Origin of the sequence: Cupriavidus sp. USMAHM13 (assembly GCF_001854285.1) — a bacterium.
GTDB classification, from domain to species: Bacteria; Pseudomonadota; Gammaproteobacteria; order Burkholderiales; family Burkholderiaceae; genus Cupriavidus; species Cupriavidus malaysiensis.
Map to the genome: position 1 here is coordinate 2095538 of NZ_CP017751.1, position 18393 is coordinate 2113930.

The window sequence follows — 18393 nt, forward strand, 5'->3', positions numbered from 1 at the left end:
GGAAGAAGGAGGGGCTGTGACACGACAGAACTTGGAACCGGCCGAAGCGGGCGCCCGGGATGACGCCCTGGTGCTGGTGGTCGATGACGATGCGGCACTGCGTGGGGCGCTGGGCTGCCTGTTCCGTTCGATCGGGCTGGAGGTCGCACTGTTCGGGTCGGCCACGGAGATGCTCGAATTCGCCATGCCGGACGTGCCGTGCTGCCTGGTGCTCGATGTGCGCCTGCGTGGCCCGAGCGGGCTGGACCTGCAGGCGCGCCTGGCGCAGCGGGGCGTGCACGTGCCGATCATCTTCATGACGGGCCATGGCGATATCGCCATGACGGTGGCCGCCATGAAGGCCGGCGCGGAGGACTTCATGACCAAGCCCTTTCGCGACCAGGACCTGCTCGATGCGGTGTCGGCGGCGCTCGACAAGGACCGCCGCCGGCGCGAGGCGGGGCGGCGCACGCAGGCGCTGCGCGCCAGTTTCGAGACGCTGACGCCGCGCGAGTCGGAGGTCATGGGGCTGGCGGTGTCCGGCCTGATGAACAAGCAGGTCGCGGGCCGGATGGGGATCAGCGAGGTCACCGTGAAGATCCATCGCGGACAGGCCATGCGCAAGATGAAGGCGCGCACCTTCGCCGAGCTCGTGCTGATGGCGCAGCAACTCGGCATCTGCCACGCCTGAGGGCGCTGTGCGGTACGGACTCCGGCCGCCTCCCGTGGCGGGGCGGAGCACGGCAGGCAAGAGCGGCCGGCAGGTGCCGTCCGTGCCGCGATGGCGCGCTGGCTACAGTGCGCGCAGGGCGTGGCTCAGCACGTGGGCCGCACGTACGGCGGCGTCGAAGGAGCGATCGCAGGCCAGTTCGCGGCCGGCGATGCGGATCGACCAGTATCCCTGCACACGCTCGCAGGACAGCCGCCGCTCTTCCATCTGGTCCGAGAACCAGCGCCAGAGGGCAGCGTCCTGTCCGTTGGCATGGACGGCCGCGCGCAGTCGGATCAACTGAAGGCTGGTGGTCTCGGTCATCGCTATCCTCTGTGCGGTACGGATGCAGCGGCCGAGGGTCAGGGAGCCGGCGCGGTCTGCCAGTCACAGCTTAGAGCGAAGCGGGCATCGACGCCGCTGTGCTTGCGGGCAGACTTCCTAGGGCATGGGTTTAGCGGGCTCAGACCATGGTATGAGTGTCAGCCCTCCGGCTTTGCCGCGGCGCGGTGGATCGCCGCGCGGATGCGCGGATATGTGCCGCAGCGGCAGATATTGCCCGACATGGCGGCATCGATGTCCGCGTCGGTGGGCCGCGGCGTCTGCTTCAGCAAGGCGCAGGCCGACATCAGTTGGCCGCTCTGGCAATAACCGCACTGCACCACGTCGAGTTCCCTCCAGGCGGCTCTGAGCGCCTGCGCCTGCGGACCCTGCAGCCCTTCGATGGTGGTGATCTCCTGGTTGCCGACCGCGCTCAGCGGGGTCACGCAGGCGCGTACCGGCGCGCCGTCCAGGTGGACCGTGCAGGCGCCGCACAGCGCCATGCCGCAACCGAACTTGGTGCCGGTCATCTTGAGTTCGCCGCGCAGCACCCACAGCAGGGGGGTATCGGCTTCGGCCTGCACGTCAACGGCCTTGCCGTTGATCTTCAGGGTGGGCATGTCGGTCTCCGGTCGGAATGGGCCGTGATGGCGGGAGTCTGCGCGGTATCTGCGCTGGTCAGGCCGGCCGCAGCGGCAGGGCGCGCTGGCGTTGGCCGGTCAAGGCGAACAGCGCGTTGGCGACGGCCGGCGCGATGGGTGGCGTGCCCGGTTCGCCCACGCCTTCGGGAGCGTCCTGGCTGGACATGATCTCGGTCTCGATGCGCGGGCATTCGTGCATACGCAGCACGGGGTAGTCGTGGAAGTTGCTCTGCTGCACCTGGCCGTCGACCACCTTGATTTCGCCATGGAGGGCGGCCGACAGACCGAACAGGATGGCGCTCTCCATCTGCTGGCGGATCAGGTTCGGGTTGACCGGCGTGCCGCAATCCACCACGCACACCACACGATGCACGCGGATGCGCTTGCCTTGGCCCTGGTCCTGGCCGAGCGAAACCTCGGCCACCTGCGCCACGATGGAGCCGAAGGACTGGTGCAGGGCGACGCCGCGCGCGCGCGGGCTGCCGTCATCGGCCGGCGCCAGCGGCTTGCCCCAGTCGGCCAGCGCGGCGGCCCGCCGCAGCACGGCCAGGTGGCGCGGATGCTGCGCCAGCAGCGCGGCGCGGAAGGCGACCGGATCCTGGCCCGCCGCCGCCGCCACTTCGTCGAGGAAGCTCTCCTTGAAGAAGGCCTGGTGCGAATGGCCGACCGAGCGCCAGAAGCCGACCGGTACCGGCAGGTCGACGATTTCGTGGGCGATGCGCGCGTTGGGCCACTCGTAGGGCTGGTCGAAGGCGCCCTCGGACGTGGTCTTGTCCGGACCCGCGCCGGGCAGGCCGAAGCTGCGCTTGAGCACATTGGGCATGATGGCCTGGCCCGCCGAGGTGTTGCGCCAGGCCACCAGCTTGCCGTCGGCATCGAGCCCGGCCTGGAAGCGCGAGACGCAGGCAGGGCGGTAGAAGTCATGGCGGGTGTCTTCCTCGCGCGACCAGATGGTCTGCACGGGCCGCCCGGGCATGGCGCGCGCGATGGCGGCGGCCTGCGCCACGTAGTCGGCCTCCAGGCGCCGGCCGAAGCCGCCGCCGAGCAATTGCACGCGCAGGTCGACCTTGTCGGCGGCGATGCCCAGCACCTTGGCCACGTGGTCGCGTGCGATGCCCGGCACCTGGGTCGAGGCCCACACCGTGGCGGCGCCGTCTTGCGCCTGCACGGTGCAGTTGACCGGCTCCATCGCCGCGTGTGCCAGGTAGGGCGCGCGGTACTCGGCGCTGACCTTGCGCGCGGCGCCGGCCAGCGCGCCGTCGACGTCGCCGCGGCTGAAGTAGGCGTGGCCGTCGGCCTTGTCGAGCGTGGCCGCCAGCTGGGTGAAGATGGCGTCGCTGGACGTGCTGGCGGCCGCGCCGTGGTCCCATTCGACCGTGACCTGCTTGAGCGCGCGCATGGCGTGCCAGGGCGTGTCGGCGATGACCGCCACGCCGCCGCTGCCGCCGTGGTAAGGCTCGACCGCCAGCACCTTGTGCACCCCCGGCAGGCGCGCCGCGGCGGCGCCGTCGAAGCGCGCCACCTTGCCGCCCAGCGTGGGGCACATGGCGACGCTGGCGTAGAGCAGGCCGTCGGGTGCGGCGTCGATGCCGAAGCGGGCCGAGCCGTCGAGCTTGGCGGCGGCCTCGATGCGATGCAGCGGCTGGCCGACCAGCTTGAAGCGCGCGGGCTCCTTCAGTGCCACCTTGTCCGGACGCGGCTGCTGCGCGGCCAGCGCCGCCAGTTCACCGAAGGTGGCGCTGCGGCCGGAGCCGTGCAGCACCTTGCCCGATTCGGCGCGGCACTCCTGCGCGGGCACCTGCCACTGCGCGGCAGCGGCGCCTACCAGCATGGCGCGCGCCGAGGCGCCGGCTTCGCGCATGGGCAGCCACAGGTCCTTGATGCTGGAGGAGCCGCCGGTCATCATGACGCCGATCTCGCGCATCAGCTTGCCGGTCATCCATCCGGCCGCGCGCTTGAGCGCACCCTGGTCGTCAGGGTGGAAGGGCAGGCCGTCGACGGTGGCCGCGACGTTGTTGTAGATCTTGTCGATGGGGGACTGCTCGATGCGCACTTGCGACCAGTCGGCATCGAGTTCCTCGGCCAGCAGCATGGCCAGCCCGGTGTGCACTCCCTGGCCCATCTCGGACTTGCTCATCATCACCGTGACGGTGTTGTCCGGCGAGACCTTGAGCCAGCCGTTGAGCGCCGCCTGGGCGGGGCCGAGCGGCAGCGGCTCGGCGGTCAGCAGACGCTGGCGCGCCGGCATCACCGACCAGCCGACCACCAGCGCGCCTGCGGCACCGACGGCGCCCGCGCTGGCGCGCAGGAAAGTTCTTCGACTGACCATGCGTTGTCTCCTGGTTCCGGGGCGGTATCCGCAGGGCTTGGGGAGCGATCCGTGGACGATGTGCCACGGCGGCAGCGCCGCGCGTCCGGCCGCTGTGGCCGCCGTGCTTTTCATGTTGACGGCGACAACATAAACTAGCGATGTAAGCACTGTCAACATCGGTTCGGCAAAGTGCGCGCGTTTGAATCGGCCTGTCCGCTGCAGGCATTGCGTGCCACACATCCCGGCCCGGAGGCCTCCATGAATCCACCCGCGTCGCGCGCCAAGGCCGCGCCCTACCATCACGGCGACCTGCAGCCGGCCCTGCGGGCCGAGGCAGAGCGCATCCTGCAGACACGCGGCGTCGCCGAGGTCAGCCTGCGCGAAGTGGCGCGCGGCGTGGGCGTGTCGCATGCCGCACCCTATCGCCATTACGCGAACCGGGACGCGCTGCTGGCAGACGTGGCCGCGCGCGGCTTCGAGCGCCTGCACGCGCGCTTCGAGGCCCTGCCGCGGCGCCGCAAGGCGGCGCTGCGCTTCGCCGACCTGCTGCGTGCCTATCTCGAGTTCGCTGCGGCCGAGCCGGCCATCTACCGCCTGATGTTCGGCCCGGAGTTGCGCAAGGCGGACCATCCCCAGCTCGCCGCGGCGGGCTTCCGCGCCTTGGACGCAGTGCGCACGGCGATCGAGGCGCTCGACATCGCGCGGCCGGCGACCGCCGAGGCGATGGCGGCGTGGAGCCTGGCGCACGGGCTGGCCTTGCTGATCCTCGATGGCCGCATCGAGTTCGAACCCGGCGTGGACGAGCCCATCGACCACCGGGCCCTGGCGCAGCGGGCCGGGGAGATCTTCCTGGCGGGCCTGCAGGCGCGGGTGCCGCCACGGCAGCGGCAGCCGCGCCCGCGCGCGTAGGCGACGGAGGCGCTCAGCCCGACGCTTCGCCGCGGGCCTTGTGGCGCGATGCCATCTGGTCCTGCTGCGCGGGCGGCACCGGATCGTAGTGGCTGAACTGGATGGTGTAGCTGCCGTGCCCGCCGGTCAGGCTGTTCAGGCGCGTCTGGTAGTCGTTCAGTTCGGCCAGCGGGATCTTGCCCATCACGACGACGCTGTGGCTGGTCGCGCCGCGCGTGCCGCGCACCTGGCCGCGCTTGGCCGACAGGTCGCCGATGATGTCGCCCATCGCCGCCTCGGGCGTGAGCACCTCGATGTCGACGATCGGCTCCAGCACGCTCGGCCGCGCCTTCAGCACGGCGTCGATGAAGGCCTTGCGTCCTGCCGTGGCGAAGGCGACCTCCTTCGAGTCCACGGGGTGGCTCTTGCCGTCGTACACGGTGACGCGCACGTCCTGCATGGGGAAGCCTGCCAGCGGGCCGCTGTCCAGCACCTGGCGGATGCCTTTCTCGACGGCCGGCAGGAACTGGCCCGGAATCGCGCCGCCCTTGACCGCGTCGATGAACTCGAAGCCGCTGCCGCGCGGCAGCGGTTCGACGCGCAGCATGACCTCGCCGAACTGTCCGGCACCGCCGGTCTGCTTCTTGTGCCGGTGCTGGCCCTCGGCCTTGCCGCCGATGGTTTCGCGGTAGGCGATCTTGGGCGGCCGCGTGACCACCTCCAGCTTGTACTGTTCGGTCAGGCGCTCCAGCAGGCAGCGCAGGTGGAACTCGCCCAGGCCCAGCACCACCGTCTCGTTGGTGTCGGCCGGATGCTCGATGCGCAGGCAGGGATCCTCGGCGCCGAGCTTCTGCATCACCTCGGCCAGGCGCTGTTCCTGGCCGCGCCGCGCGGGCTCGATCGCCAGGCCGTAGATCGGCGTGGGGAAGTCCAGCGGCACCAGGTGGATGTCGCCGTCCTCGCTGGCGTCGTGCAGCACCGCATCGAAGCCGATCTCGTCGATCTTCGCCACCGCGCAGATATCGCCCGGACCGGCGCGCGGCACCTCAGTGTGCTCCTTGCCCTGCAGCAGCAGCAGGTGGGACACCTTGAACGGCTGGCGCCCGGCGCCGATGTAGAGCTGGCTGTCGCGCGCGACCGTGCCCTGGTGGATGCGGAACAGCGCCAGCTTGCCGATATAAGGGTCCGCCACGATCTTGAAGACATGCGCCAGCACGTGCTTGCCGGGATCGGGTTCGGCCCGCACCGCTTCGCGCTTGCCGTTCGCCTCGCGGTAGAACAGCGGGGGGTTGCCTTCGGCGGGATTGGGCAGCAGCCGCACGAACACGTCGAGCAGTTCGGCGATGCCCGCGCCGCTGGCGGCCGAGGTGAAGCAGATGGGCACCAGGTGGCCTTCGCGCAGCGCGCGCTCGAACGGCGCGTGCAACTGCTCGGGCGTGATGGCCTGGTCCTGCTCCAGGTAACGCTCCATCAGCTCCGGGTCGATCTCGATGACCTGGTCGACCAGCGCGTCGTGCGCCGACCCCACAGAAAGAAAATCCGCCTCGCCGGACGGATCGAAGAAGCAGTCGACGACCTGGCCGGCGTGGGCCGCCGGCAGGTTGATGGGCAGGCACTCCTTGCCGAAGGCCTCCTGGATGTCGGCTACCAGGGCGGGCAGGTCGATCTTGTCGCAATCGATGCCGTTGACCACGATGAGCCGGCACAGCTTGCGCGCGGCCGCCCAGGCCATCATGTGGCGCGTGGTCATCTCCACGCCGGTCTGCGCATGGATCACGATGACGGCGGTCTCCACCGCCGGCAGCGCGCTCAGGGCGAGGCCGGCGAAGTCGGGATAGCCCGGGGTGTCGATCAGGTAGAGGCGGGTGTCGGCGTGGTCGAGGTGGGTGACGGCGGAGGTGAGGGAGTGGTGATACTTGCGTTCGAGCGGGTCGGAGTCGCACACCGTGGTCCCGCGCTCGACGCTGCCCGCCGCGTGCAGCGCGCCGCCCCGGTGCAGCAGTGCCTCGATCAGCGAGGTCTTGCCGCCCCCCGCATGGCCCAGCAGGGCAATGGTACGAATTGCATCGGGACCGCGAAGCATGGTCGCCCCCTCGTGCAGCGATGGCAGATGCCAGTCAGTGAGCCCATTATTGGCGAAATCGGCCGCGGCGCCAAATGCTGTGCAGGGCGCGTGTTGGACGCCGTACGCTCACGACTGTCCTGCTTGCGGAACAGTGTATTGCGACTTTCAGGGTTTTCCCTGATACAAGCCCTGCGCTACAGTGCACCATGCCGTTGCTGCAGCGCGGGATGTCCGGTGCGGTGCAGCGAGCGGCGCGACTGGCCGTGCCCCCCGAGGCGAAGCGGAGCCCGCCTCGATCCGGCGGCCAGCCGTCTCCAGCGCCCTGGCCGGCCGCGCGCCTGCCAGCCGCGCACCCAAAGCCAATAAAGCCCATCGAAGGCAACAGGAAGCGAAGCCATGGTCACCACCATCGAAGCCCTTTTCCCCGGCCACCAGCATGATGCCGACACGGTCGTCAGCGCCCTGAACCACCAGCAGATCGTTGTCGCGCTGTCGGCGCTGGTAGCGCCGCAGCGCGTCGCGATCCTGCACATGCTGTACCCGCGCAGCGACGCGCGCACGCACCGCAGCCTCGATGCGCTGGTGAACGTGCTGCACGGGCACGGCCTGCACCAGGTCGCCACGCTGATCGAACAGGAAGCCCATTACCTGGTGTTCCGCGACCCGGTCAAGGCATGGAAGGCCTTCCAGGAAATCCGCCACGACTCGCTGGCGATCGGCGTGCACCTCTACTACAAGGGCCATTCGGGCGAGGCCGCCGAGCGCGAACTCGACGCCGACGCGCACCACAAGGCCTGAAGTCCCGGGGGCGCGCCGGCGCCGCGGCGTGCCGGCTCAGGCCGCGGTGGCTGCCTGGTGCAAGCCGGGCCGGGCCGGCGGCGTCCAGGCCGGCAGCGCGCTGCCGTCGAGCAAAGCGTCGACGTGGCGGCGCGCCAGCGCCGGGCCGACGCTCATGCCGATGCCGCTGTGCATCAGCGCGGCGGTGGTGCGAGCGTCGACGCGTGTCACCGAGAAGGCGCCGCCCTCGGGCACGCGGCGCTTGGCGCCGTACACGCCCTGCCAGCGCTCGATCACGCGCAGTCCGGAGCCCAGCGCCTCGCGCGCCAGGTCGAGCATCAGGGTATCGACGCTCTCGGCGTTGAATGGGCGCGCGTCCTGCCCGTAGTCGTGCGAATCGCCGACGATCCAGTCGCCGTAGGGCGTGGGGCTGACCAGCAGGTGGATGCCGTGGCGCTCCAGCTCGGGCCGCTGCTGCGCGATGCGCGTGGCCAGCGCGCGTGCCGAGGTGAGGTCCGAGAAGGCGCCGTAGTGCGTGCATGACAGCCCGGTCAGTACCACGTGCTCGAGCGCGAAGCCGTCCAGCGGCGCCACGCGCAGCATCTGCAGCCGGCATACCTGCGGCTGCAGCGCGCGCAACTGGTCGGCGCACAGGGTCTGGTAGTCGTGGCCGCTGCAGACGATGACGTGCTGCGCGCGGCAGGGGCCGGCCGTGGTGTCGAGACGGCCATCCTCCACGTGGCGCACCAGCGTGCCGAAGTGAAAGCGCACGCCCTGGCCGGCCAGCCATCGGGCCAGCGCCGGCACGGCCTCGCGCGAATAGAGCTGCAGGTCTTCCGTGCCTTGCAGGGCTGCATGATGGCGCGCGAAGCGGCCATCGTAGAGCCCGGACAGCGCGGCGCCGCGCAGCAGGCGCACGCGATAGCCGAAGGCGGCGGCCCGGGTGTCCATGAACTCCTCCAGCACCGCCTCTTCCTGCGCATCGCGGGCGAACAGCAGGCAGCCGTTGGCGCGCACCGACAGGCCGGCGCGCTCGGCCCAGCCGAGATAGAGCGCGCGGCTCTCGCGCGCCAGGTCCAGCATGATGCCGGGCGGCTGCCCGGTCACCAGCATCTGGCCGAAATTGCGGATGGAGGCGCCCACCGCGATGTCGCTGCGTTCGAACACGGTCACGCGCAGGCCGCGGCGGAGCGCCGCGGCTGCGTGTGCCAGTCCGAGGATGCCGGCACCGACGATGGCGACATCGGTCTCGCCATCGAGGCGCGGCGAGGTATCGGACGGCACCATCATTTACTTCTTCTCCGACTTGCCATCGTAGCGCTTGGACCATTCGGCCAGCACGCGGTCGCGATTGGCGCTGGCCCAGGCGAAATCGTTCTTGATCAGGCGCTTCTCATAGTCGGCCGGCAGCAGCGCGTCCGGCTTGGCGACGCCGGGCATGGCGGTCACGGCGAAGTTCTTCTCGTACAGGGCCATGGCGGCGGGGCTGGCGGAGAAGTCGGCGAGCTTCCTGGCGGCGTCGAGGTTCTTGGTGCCCTTGACGATGGCGGTGGCTTCGATGTCCCAGCCCAGGCCTTCGGAGGGCAGCACGATGTCGATCGGCGCGCCTTCCTTCTTGGTCTTCACCGCGCGGTACTCGAAGGAGATGCCGATGGGGAACTCGCCGGTGGCGGCCATCTTGCAGGGCTTGGAGCCGGAGTGGGTGTACTGGCCGATGTTCTGGTGCAGGGCGTCCATGTAGGCCCAGCCCTTCTGCTCGCCCATCATCTGCAGCCAGGCGCTCACGTCGAGGTAGCCGGTGCCCGACGAAGCCGGATTCGGCATGACGATCTTGCCGGCATAGACGGGCTTGGCCAGGTCGGCCCAGGAGGTCGGCCTGGGCAGCTTCTGCTTCTGCGCTTCCACGGTGTTGAAGCAGATCGCCGCGCCCCAGACGTCCATGCCGACCCAGGCCGGCGGGTTGGCGCCGCTGCGGTAGCGGGCGTCGATCTGCGCCAGCGAGGCCGGCGCGTACGGCGTCAGCATGCCTTCCTTGTCGAGGATGGCCAGGCTCGAGGCGGCCAGGCCCCAGATGGCGTCGGCGTGCGGATTGTTCTTCTCGGCCAGCAGCTTGGCGGTGACGATGCCGGTGGAGTCGCGCACCCACTTGATCTCGATATCGGGGTTGGCCTTCTCGAAGGCGGCCTTGTAGGCGGCCACCTGGTCGGCTTCCAGCGCGGTGTAGACGGTCAGCGTGGTGGCGGCCTGGGCGGGGCCGGCCAGCAGCGTGGCGGCGGCCGCGGCGATGGCGGCCGGCAGGGCGAAGCGAGCGGTCATGGAGTTTCTCCTGGTTCGGATACGGCTAAGGATGAGACGGATGGAATGGGCAAGACGGTCGGCAGGTGCGGCGCAGGCGCGCGGCGGGCGCCTCACTGGCACTGCGGCCGTTCGCCGCGTGCCAGGCGCGCATTGATATCGGCCACCACGGCGGGCAGGTCGGCGATGGTGTCGATCTCGTAGTGCGGGCGGCAGGCGGCGAAGCCGGCCGAGATGGCCACGCGGTGGCGGGCGCGCTCGGTCACGGGCAGCGCGGCGTACTGTTCGTAGGTCAGCCCCAGCGCATTGCCCGACATCAGCAGCGCCACCGTCCACATGCCGGCACGGCGGCCTTCTTCGATGCCCGGCACGGTGTCGTCGACCTTGACGCAGGCGGCGACGTCGCCGATGCCGAGCTCGACCACGTTGCGCAAGGCCTGCGCGGGCCAGGGACGGCCGCGCGGCACCTCGTCGGAGGCGACCACGCAGTCGGGGCGGTAGCCGGCCTCGGCGGCATACTCGACGACGCGCGCCATCACGGCGGCGGGGTAGCCGGAGCAGGTGCCGATCTTCAGGCCCTGCGCGCGCAGCGCGGCGATGGTTTCCAGCGCGCCGGGAATCAGTGCCGAATGCGCGCCGACCTTCTCGATCTGCAGCGGCATGAAGCGTTCGTAGATGGCGGTGACGTCGTCATTGGTCGGGGCATGCCCCTGTGCTAGGGCGAAGCGCGCGGCGATGGCGGCATCGTTGCACAGGGCGCGGATGTGGTCCCACTTGCCCATGCCCATCGGGCCGCGTGCCTCTTCGAGAGTGATGGCCACGCCGAACTCGGCAAAGGCTTCGACGAAGATCTGCGTCGGCGCGAAGGAGCCGAAATCGATCACGGTGCCGGCCCAGTCGAGGATGGCGGCTTCCAGGCGCAGGGCCGTGGCGGGTGCGGCTTCGCGGCGCGCGATCGGGGTGCTTGCTTGTTCCATGGTCGGTGCGTTGTCTCAGGCAGTGTCCTGGCGGACGGTCAGTCGTGGTGGTGTGGCTATCGTCTTGTGGCGGAGGCCGGGTTGCGGCGCGCTCCTGTCTTGCCCGGCGGCCGCCGCACGGGCATGGAGGTGCCCCGGCAGCCCGCGGTGGGTTCACTGCCTCAGTCGCGCGGCGCGCTGCGCCAGGCCTGCGTGCGCCGCACCAGGCGGTGCGTCAGCAGCGACAGCAGCAGCGTGGCGGCGATCGAGGTCAGCAGGATCAGCGTGGACATGGCGGCGGCCGGGCCGATATCGCCGGCGTCGTCCATATTGAGCACGGCCACCGAGGCCAGCACGGTGTCCGGGCTGTACAGGAAGATCACCGCCGACACCGTCGTCATGGCCGAGACGAACAGGTAGCGGGCGTTGGCCAGCACCGTCGGCAGGCAGATCGGCAGGGTGACGCGCCAGAAAGTGCGCAGCGCGCCGACCTTGAGCGAGGCCGATACGGCTTCGAAGACCGGGTCGAGCTGGCCCAGCGCCGAGACCGAGGTCAGGTGCGCGGTGGTGGCGCAGTGCATGATGGTGCAGAGCACCAGCAGCGCCATGCCACCGTACAGACCATGCAGCGGGTTGGCCGGGTGGTTGAAGAAGAACACGTAGCCGAGGCCGAGCACCAGCCCGGGCACCGCCATCGGCAGCAGGATGCACAGGCGGATCAAGGGGTGCGTCCAGGCCGCCAGGCGGCCGGCGCGGGTCTTTTCCAGCAGCCAGGCGCCGGTGAAGATCAGCGCGGTGCCGAACACAGCGGTCAGCGTGGCCAGCTTCAGGCTGTTGCGGTAGGCCAGCCAGCCGCCTCCGTCCATATTGTCGAAATCATAGTTGCGCAGCGTCAGCTCCAGGTTGTAGGGCCACAGCTTGACCAGCGAGGCGCCCACGGCGGTGGCCAGGATCAGCAGGATCCAGCCGGCCACCAGCAGCGCCAGCAGCAGGAAGGCGGCGTCGCGCAGGCGGTTGGCGCGTGGCGCATAGGGCTGGGCGCGGCTGGCCATCTGCGCATGCTGGCGCCGCTGTACCAGCCGCTCCAGTCCGAAGGCGAGCACGGCGGGCAGCAGCAGCAGCAGGCCGATCACCGCGCCGCGCGCGAACTGCTGCTGGCCGACCACGGCCTTGTAGGCTTCCACCGCCAGCACCTGGTAGCTGCCGCCCACCACGGTGGGCACGCCGAAGTCGGTGGCGACCAGCGTGAAGACCAGGGCGAAGGCGCCGAACAGGCCATAGCGTGCGCCGGGCAGCGTGACCGTGCGGAAAGTGCGCCACGGCCCGGCGCCCATGGCGCGGGCGGCGTCGTAGAGACGGCCGTCGGCCAGCGCCAGGGTGGCCAGCAGCGGCATCAGGGCATAGGGGAAGGTGTAGAACGCCTCGCCGGCGACGATGCCCCAGAAGCCGTAGATGCTGCCGCCCACCCAGTCCTTGAACAGGCCCTGGTTGCCGAACAGGTAGACCAGCGCGATGCCCGGCAGCAGCGAGGGTGCGAACAGCGGCAGCATGGCCAGCGCGCGCAGCACGCCGCGCAGCGGCAGGCGCGTGCGCTGCATCGCATAGGCGAAGGCGAAGGCCAGCGGTACCACGATGGCCGCCACGGTGGCCGCCACGGCCAGGCTGCGCCCCACCATCGGCAGGAAATTGGCGTCGCCGAGCACGTGCGCCACCAGCGCCAGCCCGTGTTCGCCGCCACGCGCGGTGGTCACCAGGCCGGTGGCCTGCAGCAGCATCGCGGCCAGCGGCAGCAGCAGGCCGAGCAGCAGCAGCGCCAGCCAGGCCAGCTTCATGCTGCCCAGCACGGCGCCTTCGCCGGGCGCGCGGCCGCGGCGGGTGGCGGGAGCGGCGGCAGCCGGCGTGGCGGCCCTCAGTTCACGCGGGATCGTCGACATGGCCGCCTCACGCATAGACGCGCAGGCCGTCGCGCTGCAGCGCGATCCAGAGCTTGCCGACGCCGGCCGGCAGCGCTGCCGAAGGGACTTCGGCAACCACCGGGGTGTCTTCGAGGCCATCCAGCGCCAGCGTGACGCGGCTGCGGCTGCCCAGGTAGAGCTGGTCGGTGATGCGCGCCAGGTGCCGGTTGGGCATGCCTTCGGGGGCATGCAGGGTGACGGCTTCGGGGCGGCAGAACAGGCGCGCGCGGCCGCGCGGCGCGGCCTGGGCGGGGCACAGTTGCAGCGGCTGGCCGGCCAGGCGCAGCGAACCGTCGCCGGCATGCTCCAGCGGCAGCCAGTTGGCCTGGCCGACGAAGCCCGCCACGAAGGCGGTGGCCGGGGCGGCGTAGATGTCCTGCGGCGCGCCGGTCTGCTCGATGCGGCCATTCGACATCACCGCGATGCGATCGGCCATGGCCATGGCCTCGTCCTGGTCATGCGTGACCATCACCGTGGTGACGTTCAGCTTGCGCTGCAGCCGCCGCAGTTCCACGCGCAGGTGCTCGCGTACCTGCGCGTCGAGCGCCGACATCGGCTCATCGAGCAGCAGCAGGGACGGCGCCGGGGCCAGCGCGCGGGCCAGCGCCACGCGCTGCTGCTGGCCGCCGGACAGTTGCGCGGGGTACTTCTCTTCGCTGCCCGCCAGGCCGACCAGGGCCAGCATCTCGGCGACGCGCGCGCGCAGCCGGGCACGGTCGGTGTTGCGCGAATCCAGTCCATAGGCGACGTTCTGCGCCACCGTCAGGTTGGGGAAGAGGGCGTAGGACTGGAACACGATGCCGTAGTCGCGCTCGCGCGGCGGCGCTTGCGTGATGTCGCGGCCGCCGGCCAGGATCTGCCCGCCGTCGCAGTCCTCCAGGCCGGCCACGATGCGCAGCAGGGTCGTCTTGCCGCAGCCCGAAGGGCCGAGCAGGCAGACGAATTCACCTTGCGCCACGTCCAGCGAAACCCCGTCGAGCGCGGTGAAGGCGCCGAAGCGGCGCGAGATGCCGCGCACGGACAGGAAGGCGGGGCTGGCGGTGCCGGCTTGGGGGGCGTTGGGGGGCTGGGACATCGGCGCAAGCGTGGTGGTTGACGCCTTGCACTGTAGCCAGCCGACATGTAGGCACCGTGGCAGTTATCGCAAAAACGCCGATGCGGTCATTGCTGGTTTTGCGATGGGCCACCGCGGCGGGTGGCGGGCACGGGTGGCGCAAGCCCCGCCGGCGGGTGGCGGACGGCCGAGCCGATGGTCTATCGGGCGAACGTCCGCACCAGGGCCAGGAAGGCGGCGATCAGGCGCGCCTCGCGCCGGTCCTGCAGGCAATAGAGGTATTCGCTGAGTTCGGGTGTGGCGCCGGCGAAGGGGATCACGCGCAGCTCGGGATGGTCCGGTACCTCGTGGCGGGCGATCACGCTGACGCCGAGGTCGCGCAGGATGGCTTCGCGGATGGCCTCGCGGCTGCCGATCTCGAGCGTGGCGCGGGCGCTGACGCCGGCCTGCGCGAGCATGGTCTCGGTCATCGCGCGGGTGATCGAGCCCGCTTCGCGGACCAGCAGGCGGCAGTCCGCCAGCGCCTGCAGCGGCAGGCTGGCGCGGCCGGCCAGGGGGTGGCGGCGGTGTACCACCAGCACCAGCGGGTCGCGCGCCAGTTCGAGGCGCAGGAAGCGCGCGTCGTCGGCACGGTGCGACGACAGGGCCACGTCGACGCGGTACTCCTGCAGCGCCTCGAGCATCTGCACCGAATTGCCGGTCTCGATGCTGACCTCGATGCCCGGGTGGCTGCGGCAGAAGCGGTCGACGATGTCGAGCACGTAGTAGGGCGCGGTGGCGCCGATGCGCAGGTGGCCCGAGCCGAGGTCGCCGGAATTGCGCAGCATGAAGTCGATCTCGGTCTCCTGGCGCACCAGTTCGTCGACCAGGGGCATCAGGCGCACGCCGGCATCCGACAGGGCCAGGCGGCGCCCGCCGCGATGGAACAGCTCGACGCCGTAGGCCTCTTCCAGCGCGCGGACCTGCGAGGTGACGGTCGGCTGGCTCAGGCCGAGCTGCTTGGCCGCCAGCGTGATGCTGCCGAGGCGGGCGACCATGAAGAACGATTTGAGTTGGGCGACGAGCATCGGGGGTGGGCGGTGGGCGCGCCGGGCAGGGCCGGCGGTGCAGCGGCGCTCATTCTAGCCGAGCGGCCGAGCGCCGCGGCACCCGGCCGCCGGCCAGGCTCACAGCTGGGTGGTGTCGACGGCGATGCCCAGCTCGCCAGCCATGCGCTCGATCAGTGCCTGCAGGCGTTCCACCTTGTCGCTCAGCGCCTCGTGTTCGGCGCGCAGCGCGGCGAACTCGGCCATGGGGACGCCGCCGGCGGTGCCGGCGAGGGCATCGTCGTTCGCGCCGCGGCCGACGGCGTCCGCCGCCGCCATGGTGTCGATGGCGACCTCGCCGCACAGCAGGTGCGTCCAGCGGTGTTCGCGTTCCCCCGGCATGCGCGGCAGCTTGACCACGCGCGCCGGTTCGCCGTCGGCCAGTTCGTCGAGAAAGGCTTCGACCGAGGACGTGTCGGCGAAGCCATGCAGGCGGGCGGTATTCAAGCGCAGTTCGGCGGCCGTCTGCGGGCCGCGCAGCATCAGTACCGCGAGGATGGCGGCCGACTGGCTGGGAATACCGAGCACGCGGCCCATATTGTGTTCGAAGCGGGTCACGCGGCTGCTGCTGCCTTCCATGGCCAGGCTCAATTGCTTGAGGCCCTCGATGGCTTGCAGCACCTCGGTCTCGCTGACATTCATGACCGGCGCGCGCGCGGTCTTCTGGTTGCAGCCGGCGGTGAGCGCGTTCAGGGACAGCGGATAGGTGTCTGGCACGGTGTGCTGCTTCTCCAGCAGCACGGCCAGCACGCGTGCCTCCAGGGGCGTCAGCGGCCGCATGGCCGGGCGGGCGGTGGATGGGGCTTCGGTTTGCATGGTCGGTTCCGCGGGTTGCTCGCCTCGCCCGCAGCGCGCGCATGCCGCGCCGCGCTCCGGGAGAGGCATGTTGGAGCCGGCGGGCGCAGCGCCACGACTGCGCGGGGCCGGCCGGCGAGCGACATGATAGCCGCGATTCCCGGGCGCGGGCCTAAAGCGGCTCCCGGCGGCGCGAGAAGTAGCGCGCGGGAGAGTCGCCGAAGGCCTTGCGGAACATGGCGATGAAGTTGCTCGGAGTGGCGTAGCCGAGCGCTTCGGCCACGTCGTTGACGGCATCGCCGCCCGCCAGGCGTTCGAGCGCCAAGGTCAGGCGTGCCTGCTGGCGCCATTGCTGCAGGCTCATGCCGGTCTCGGCCAGGAACAGGCGCCGCAGCGTGCGCTCGGACAGCCCCGCCTCGCCGGCCAGCGACGCCAGCGTGCGCGCGTCGGCCGGCTGCGCCAGCAGCGCCGTGGCAACGCGCAGCAGCCTGCGGTCGGACGGCATCGGCAGGTGCAGCGGTTCGTGCGGCGCCAGGCGCATCTCGTCGAGCAGCACCGCCACCACCCGCTCCTGTTCCGGCAGCAGGTGCTCCGCCTGTGACCACGAGGTGGCCCGGCGCACCAGCGCGCGCAACAGCTCGCTGACGCCGAGCACGCGGGGCTCCGGCGGCAGTCCGCCGCTGGCGGCCGGCGTCAGCATCACGCCCCAGCCGCTCAGCGCGCCGCTGATGCTGACCTTGTGCTCGATGCCGGGCGGCAGCCAGCCGGCACGGTGCGGCGGCAGGATCCAGGAGCCGTGCCGGGTGCGCACGTGCACCAGCCCGTTCTCGATGCAGAAGAACTGGCCGCGCAGGTGCCGGTGCCAGCCGTATTCGCGCGTGCCGAGGCGGAACTCGCTCTGCGCGGCTTCCGAGCCCCAGAAGGCGACCAGCGCGGGGCCGTCGGCGCGGTCGCTCAGGTCGCGCAGGGCGAGGACGGTCTCGCTCTCCGGCGGCGTGGCCAGGAGCGTGGCCCGGAGCGGCTGGCGAGGCTTCCCGTGGTCACCGCCGCGCCGCTTGTCCGGAGCGCCGTGCGCCTTGGCATTGGTGTCGTCGGATGCCTGGACGGATGCCTGGTCCTGTCCTTTGCGGCCTGTCGTGCGTGGCATTTCCCGTGGCATCTCCTGCAGGGTGGGGATAGGCCGCCGCGCGAGGCTTTCCCCGGGTTGGCCGAATTGCATTAATTATCGTCCGAATATCGTTATCGCGGAAAGGCGCGGCCGGGCTACCTTTGTCGGCACGGCGCTGCGGCATGGGCCGCCGCCGGTCACAGGAAGAATCCACGATGAAGGGTCTACACGTTTCCATCATCGGCGCGGGCCTCGGCGGCCTGTGCCTGGCCCAGGGCCTGCAGCGCGCGGGCATCGCCTTCGACGTCTTCGAGCGCGATGCGCGGCCGGACAGCCGCGCCCAGGGCTACCGTATCCGCATCGATGCCGACGGGCAGCGCGCGCTGTCGGCGTGCCTGCCGCCCGGCCTGGACGTGCTGTTCCGGCACAGCTGTGCCGTCGCCGCCAGCGCGGGGAGTTTCTTCGACACCGGCTTGAGGCCGACGCGTGGCAGGCCGGCGCCCGGCTGGCGGCGCACGGTGGACGAGGCCGGCGCGCCTGCCGGTGGCGACCTCAGCGCGCACCGGCAGACGCTGCGCGAGATCCTGCTGTGCGGCATCGAGAGCCGGGTGCATTTCGGCAAGTCCTACCTGCGCCACGCGCCGATGGGGCAAGGCGGCCTGCGGGTGGCGTTCGACGATGGCACGGCGCTGGCCACCAGCGTGCTGGTCGGCGCGGATGGCGTGCATTCCCCGGTCCGCGCGCAACTGGCGCCGGCGGCCGCGCCGGAGGACACCGGCGCCGTCTGCTTCTACGGCCGCAGTGCCGCCATGCCAGCGCTGCGGCGCGATGCCGGCGCGGCCGGCGAGGCGTTGTGCCAGGGCACCTCGGTGATTTTCGCCGATGGCTTTGCCGCCATCCTCGACCCCATGCGTTTCCGCGAGCCGCTGCCGCAACTGGCCGCGCGCCTGGCACCGGGTTGCCGGCTCGGCGCGGTCGAGGACTACTTCTATTGGGCCGTGATCGGCCCGCGGGCGCGCGTCGGACCGGCCGATGCCGAAGCGACGCCTGCACGGCGCTTCGCGCAGGTGGCCGGACTGGTCGCCGACTGGCATCCGGTGCTGCGGACGGTGTTCGATCAGACCGACCCGCGCAGTATCGCCATGCTGCCCGTGCGCAGCGCGCGCCAGCCCGCCCTCTGGCCGGCCGGGGAGGCAACCCTGCTCGGTGACGCGGCGCATGCGATGTCGCCGGCTGGCGGAGTCGGAGCCAATACGGCGCTGCAGGATGCCGCGGAGCTCGCCGCATGCCTGGCTGCGGTGGCAGGTGGCTATCAAGCCCTGCCGGCGGCGCTGGGGCGGTACGAGGCGGGCATGCGCGAGCGCGCGGCGGCTGCGCTGGAGGCCTCGGCCGCGGCGGCGGCACGCCTCGCCGCTGCCATGGATGCCGCGGACGCGGCTTGAAGAAGCAGAAGG

General features: G+C 71.0%; 16 protein-coding genes. 4 read left to right on the plus strand and 12 right to left on the minus strand.

Going from position 1 to position 18393, the window contains the following annotated elements:
* The first annotated feature begins 16 nt into the window (after positions 1-16).
* Positions 17-670: a response regulator transcription factor gene (locus tag BKK81_RS09245; protein WP_071012294.1), complete on the plus strand. Its 654-nt coding sequence runs from the start codon at positions 17-19 to the stop codon at positions 668-670.
* A gap of 102 nt (positions 671-772) precedes the next feature.
* On the opposite strand, the gene BKK81_RS09250 is transcribed toward BKK81_RS09245, so the two are convergent.
* The 3 genes from BKK81_RS09250 to BKK81_RS09260 form a co-directional block, all read right to left on the minus strand.
* Positions 773-1012 (minus strand): hypothetical protein, encoded by a 240-nt coding sequence (locus BKK81_RS09250; RefSeq protein WP_071012296.1) that lies wholly within the window; start codon positions 1010-1012, stop codon positions 773-775.
* A gap of 158 nt (positions 1013-1170) precedes the next feature.
* Positions 1171-1629: a (2Fe-2S)-binding protein gene (locus BKK81_RS09255; RefSeq protein ID WP_071012297.1), complete on the minus strand. Its 459-nt coding sequence runs from the start codon at positions 1627-1629 to the stop codon at positions 1171-1173.
* 58 nt (positions 1630-1687) lie between these two features.
* A complete protein-coding gene (locus BKK81_RS09260; protein ID WP_071012299.1) occupies positions 1688-3979 on the minus strand; it encodes a xanthine dehydrogenase family protein molybdopterin-binding subunit in 2292 nt (763 codons plus the stop codon).
* Positions 3980-4219: 240 nt separating this feature from the next.
* On the opposite strand from BKK81_RS09260, the gene BKK81_RS09265 reads away from it, so the two are divergent.
* Positions 4220-4870, plus strand: coding sequence for a TetR/AcrR family transcriptional regulator (locus BKK81_RS09265; protein ID WP_071012301.1), 651 nt, complete (start codon positions 4220-4222; stop codon positions 4868-4870).
* A gap of 13 nt (positions 4871-4883) precedes the next feature.
* Here BKK81_RS09265 and fusA read toward each other — a convergent pair whose 3' ends face one another.
* Positions 4884-6932 carry an elongation factor G gene (fusA, locus tag BKK81_RS09270; protein WP_071012303.1) on the minus strand — a complete coding sequence of 683 codons (2049 nt, stop codon included), beginning with the start codon at positions 6930-6932 and terminating at the stop codon, positions 4884-4886.
* A 378-nt stretch (positions 6933-7310) separates the two neighbouring features.
* Here fusA and BKK81_RS09275 point away from each other — a divergent pair, with 378 nt between their 5' ends.
* Positions 7311-7712: a hypothetical protein gene (locus BKK81_RS09275; RefSeq protein WP_071012305.1), complete on the plus strand. Its 402-nt coding sequence runs from the start codon at positions 7311-7313 to the stop codon at positions 7710-7712.
* A gap of 36 nt (positions 7713-7748) precedes the next feature.
* Here BKK81_RS09275 and BKK81_RS09280 read toward each other — a convergent pair whose 3' ends face one another.
* The 8 genes from BKK81_RS09280 to BKK81_RS09315 form a co-directional block, all read right to left on the minus strand.
* A complete protein-coding gene (locus BKK81_RS09280; protein WP_071012307.1) occupies positions 7749-8981 on the minus strand; it encodes a TIGR03364 family FAD-dependent oxidoreductase in 1233 nt (410 codons plus the stop codon).
* The gene (locus tag BKK81_RS09285; protein ID WP_071012309.1) at positions 8982-10007 is read right to left on the minus strand and encodes a putative 2-aminoethylphosphonate ABC transporter substrate-binding protein; all 1026 of its coding nucleotides are present in this window, start codon (positions 10005-10007) and stop codon (positions 8982-8984) included.
* 92 nt (positions 10008-10099) lie between these two features.
* The gene (gene phnX, locus BKK81_RS09290) at positions 10100-10963 is read right to left on the minus strand and encodes a phosphonoacetaldehyde hydrolase (protein ID WP_071012311.1); all 864 of its coding nucleotides are present in this window, start codon (positions 10961-10963) and stop codon (positions 10100-10102) included.
* Between the two features lie 161 nt (positions 10964-11124).
* Positions 11125-12876, minus strand: coding sequence for a putative 2-aminoethylphosphonate ABC transporter permease subunit (locus BKK81_RS09295; RefSeq protein WP_071016264.1), 1752 nt, complete (start codon positions 12874-12876; stop codon positions 11125-11127).
* A 7-nt stretch (positions 12877-12883) separates the two neighbouring features.
* Positions 12884-13972, minus strand: a complete 1089-nt coding sequence (locus BKK81_RS09300) for a putative 2-aminoethylphosphonate ABC transporter ATP-binding protein (protein ID WP_071012313.1) — start codon at positions 13970-13972, stop codon at positions 12884-12886.
* A 179-nt stretch (positions 13973-14151) separates the two neighbouring features.
* Positions 14152-15018, minus strand: a complete 867-nt coding sequence (locus tag BKK81_RS09305; RefSeq protein ID WP_071012314.1) for a LysR family transcriptional regulator — start codon at positions 15016-15018, stop codon at positions 14152-14154.
* A gap of 99 nt (positions 15019-15117) precedes the next feature.
* Positions 15118-15852 carry a YceH family protein gene (locus BKK81_RS09310; RefSeq protein ID WP_071012316.1) on the minus strand — a complete coding sequence of 245 codons (735 nt, stop codon included), beginning with the start codon at positions 15850-15852 and terminating at the stop codon, positions 15118-15120.
* 151 nt (positions 15853-16003) lie between these two features.
* Complete coding sequence (locus BKK81_RS09315; protein ID WP_083384025.1) at positions 16004-16978, minus strand: AraC family transcriptional regulator; 975 nt, start codon at positions 16976-16978, stop codon at positions 16004-16006.
* Positions 16979-17154: 176 nt separating this feature from the next.
* Here BKK81_RS09315 and BKK81_RS09320 point away from each other — a divergent pair, with 176 nt between their 5' ends.
* Positions 17155-18381 carry an FAD-dependent oxidoreductase gene (locus tag BKK81_RS09320; protein WP_071012318.1) on the plus strand — a complete coding sequence of 409 codons (1227 nt, stop codon included), beginning with the start codon at positions 17155-17157 and terminating at the stop codon, positions 18379-18381.
* The last annotated feature ends 12 nt before the right edge of the window (positions 18382-18393 follow it).